Genomic DNA, 3,104 nt, shown 5'->3' on the forward strand with positions numbered 1-3,104 from the left:
TTGCCTAGAGTTTTAAATCAGGCTTGGATGCGCATCTAGAATACGAATCAAGGTTGCTGCTGGCCCTGTTGGATAGCGTCTGCCCTGTTCCCAATTCTGAAGTGTACGAGGGCTAATATGTAAACGTGCAGCAAATTCGGTTTGGCTCAAACCTGTTTTCTCACGAACTTCTTTAATATCAGGAAGAGTTAGTTCGGTCACTCGACTTGCTTGAACTTCATTACGTTTAATAGCTCCTGCTTCTTTGATCGAAGCAACGAGGTCATCAAATAAGTTATTATCCATGAAATTGCTCCTTCACAAGTTGACGTAGGATAGCGGTCTCTTTATCTGTTAGGTTTTCTTTAACAGATTTAGGGTAAGCCAGTAGCATAAAGATCTGATCATCTTCAGTGATCCAGTAATAAATTACTCGGATGCCACCACTTTTTCCTTTACTGCCTTGAGCACAACGTACTTTACGAATTCCACCACCATTTTTTATGAGATCTCCTTTATCTGGCTGAACTAAAAGTTCCTGTTGGAGTTCTCTGTATTCATCATCAGAGACAAGCTCTTTGATTTGCTTAGTGAAAATACTGGTTTCAATGAATAGCATAAATTAAGTACGTCAATGGCGTATTTTATTGTAGGGAATATAGTGAAAAAAAGCCAGTTACTAAGCTAATAACGATCAATAGCTAAAGATTCGCATAAGAGATTTTATGTTAAATATGCGCCTTAAAGGTGTCTATTAATACCGAATAAATTAACTACTTTTTCATATTGAGACTGTAATTTATCAAAGAGCGTAAAATAATTTTAGATAAAGTATCTTCGTTTTAGCGCAAAAGCATCTTGTAGAGCATTGTGAGGTATTTTTGAATCTGTTGCTAGGCTTGTATCGTTCTCCCAAAGTTCCATTGTCAACTTTGGAGTAATCATACAAATACCTTGTTTAAGTATGAGGGACCTTAGAAACAATGAAAAATCCTCTGGCCAGTCAGCAACTATATGTATAGTTTCATAATGATTTAGAAAATTAAATAAGGTGTTTTGAAATTTTTTTAAATCAATAGCTTGTTTATTTAGAATGGGGATAACATTATTAAGTACCCATGAGGTCGGATTTATACATGGTAAGACCTCATAAAAGTATCTTTCATTTTCATCAACAAGTGCCATGGAAATTAGTTCTCCACCAAAACCGTTAAATTCACAATCTAAAAATAATTTCATGTTTACTGTCACCGTATTTATTACAGTTTGAATAGCTGTCAATTTTGTAGACATTTTTTTGTTAAATAGACACCTTAAAGGTGTCTATTTAATACCTAATAAATTAACTATTTTTTTCTAATATTTTCGCTACATTCACAGCTTCTGAAATATCATCTTTACTGAAGCAGATAGATAGTTTTTCTTCATCGAATTGATCTGCACCATATTCTTCATGATTTTTACCATTCAATGCTATCTTTTTATTTTCAGTTTCCAATTGATAGTTAGGTTGTTTCCCTGTCCCTGTTTCCCCAAATTGAACGATTTGGCTATTATATTTACCCATATTTTCCAATACGTTATTTAAAAAAACAGTTCCAAGTGTATGAACGCCACGTCCCCAAACTACATTGTTGTGTAACATAAGACCCTCTTCTTATTAAGTTAGATTAAGAATTCATAGTTATAGCATTGATTAAATTTTCATGCAAGTGTATTATGATACCTATGGATTTTAACTGATGTTTATTTTAACGTATATAATTTTTAGGTATAAGCTATGAGTCAATTTTATCCCCAATTTAATGCAATTATTGAAACTGAATTTGGGCAAAAGTTTTTAGAGTTTTTACGAGAAGAAAAAACTCTTGTAATGATGACAACAGCTACATATCTCAGTCGACCGGCAATAGAAGCTTTGGTTCCAACAATAGAGGAAAGATTTGGAGAACAGCTAAAGTTCATTAAAAAACATTCAAACGAGCCAGGAAATATCAATTATGACCGTTTAAAGCAAACCATGGGGCATATGGTAAAGGTCATCATGGAGGAACAAGGTTATGAAGTTGATCAGAACAATGTAAAGATTCCTGATGGTCGAGATACAATTTTTTCGAGAGCCACTCGATATAAAAAATCTTGTTAATTTTGAATTCTAAATTGGTTGGATGGGTTGCATCTTTAATTATTGGTAAGTAAAAAGACTGTTATGAATAATTTAACGTATGAAATGCAAGGTTTGACTTGGCAGGCTAGAAAAAAAAACCAACAAGATGCTATTTTGATTAAGAATAAAGTGATATATGATAAAGGCCGGTACAGCTCTTTAAACATATCGACGGATAAGAATGCGTGGTGTGTTGCTGTTGCTGATGGTATAAGCAGTCAACCAAATTCAGATAAAGCTGCCATAGCCGTACTGGAAATTATCAATGAATATTATAAAAATAATACGGCTGATATTCGGTTATCTTACATACAAGAAGTACTTTGTTCAAAATTAAAAGCTAAATCAGTGATTGATTCTGCTACAACAATGGCTCTAATTCGACATTCAGCTGAAGATGAATATAACCAAATAAGAATACAGTCTCTTGGAGATAGTAGAGTTTACTATTTCTCCCATCAACTTCAGAGTTGGAGTATTTTAACTAAAGACGATAATTTCTTTAATGAAATGGATATTTCTAATTTTAGTGAAGAGAGCCTTGCAGTATTAAATTCAGGGCAAGAACTTGCTTCAATATACGATACTCTTACAGATTATTTCTGTGCGAATTCAATCCATGAAGTAGATGAAAAGATAACGCAAATTCATAAAGTAGAACCTAACGATGTTTTAATGGTATGTACTGATGGAGTTTTTGATGCTATTACGCATGATGAATGGCCATTAGTTCAGATTAATCAATCACTAAAAGAATGGCTTAAAAATTTCGTTGAAATGTTAAAACCTTTTGCTGGAGATAACATTAGTCTAGTTTTAGTCAAAGCTACTACAAATTAAAAGAATCAATATTTATATAGACAATAAAAAAATTCAATTATGGAGCTGTAATACATAGAAGCTCTATTTATTAATTTCTCTAAAATTAACAGAATACGTACTATCTGAACCAAATATG

General features: G+C 32.8%; 6 protein-coding genes. 2 read left to right on the top strand and 4 right to left on the bottom strand.

Annotation, left to right across the window (positions count from 1 at the left end; genetic code table 11):
* Positions 1 to 12 precede the first annotated feature (12 nt).
* The 4 genes from nadS to CDG59_RS14755 form a co-directional block, all read right to left on the bottom strand.
* Positions 13 to 285 (bottom strand): NadS family protein, encoded by a 273-nt coding sequence (gene nadS / locus CDG59_RS14740; RefSeq protein WP_000369783.1) that lies wholly within the window; start codon positions 283 to 285, stop codon positions 13 to 15.
* Positions 278 to 598 (bottom strand): type II toxin-antitoxin system RelE/ParE family toxin, encoded by a 321-nt coding sequence (locus CDG59_RS14745; RefSeq protein WP_000897308.1) that lies wholly within the window; start codon positions 596 to 598, stop codon positions 278 to 280. The genes nadS and CDG59_RS14745 overlap by 8 nt, the downstream gene beginning before the upstream one ends.
* Before the next feature lie 203 nt (positions 599 to 801).
* On the bottom strand, positions 802 to 1,218 hold the full coding sequence (locus CDG59_RS14750) for a hypothetical protein (protein WP_087546024.1): 417 nt from the start codon (positions 1,216 to 1,218) through the stop codon (positions 802 to 804).
* Positions 1,219 to 1,321: 103 nt separating this feature from the next.
* Positions 1,322 to 1,624: a hypothetical protein gene (locus CDG59_RS14755; protein WP_087546018.1), complete on the bottom strand. Its 303-nt coding sequence runs from the start codon at positions 1,622 to 1,624 to the stop codon at positions 1,322 to 1,324.
* 135 nt (positions 1,625 to 1,759) lie between these two features.
* Here CDG59_RS14755 and CDG59_RS14760 point away from each other — a divergent pair, with 135 nt between their 5' ends.
* Both CDG59_RS14760 and CDG59_RS14765 read left to right on the top strand, forming a co-directional pair.
* Entirely contained in the window at positions 1,760 to 2,125 is a 366-nt protein-coding gene (locus CDG59_RS14760) for a hypothetical protein (protein WP_087546020.1), read from the top strand.
* 63 nt (positions 2,126 to 2,188) lie between these two features.
* Positions 2,189 to 2,986, top strand: coding sequence for a PP2C family protein-serine/threonine phosphatase (locus CDG59_RS14765; protein ID WP_087546022.1), 798 nt, complete (start codon positions 2,189 to 2,191; stop codon positions 2,984 to 2,986).
* Positions 2,987 to 3,104 lie beyond the last annotated feature (118 nt).

It is taken from the genome of Acinetobacter sp. WCHA29, from assembly GCF_002165335.1.
In the GTDB taxonomy this organism is placed as follows: domain Bacteria; phylum Pseudomonadota; class Gammaproteobacteria; order Pseudomonadales; family Moraxellaceae; genus Acinetobacter.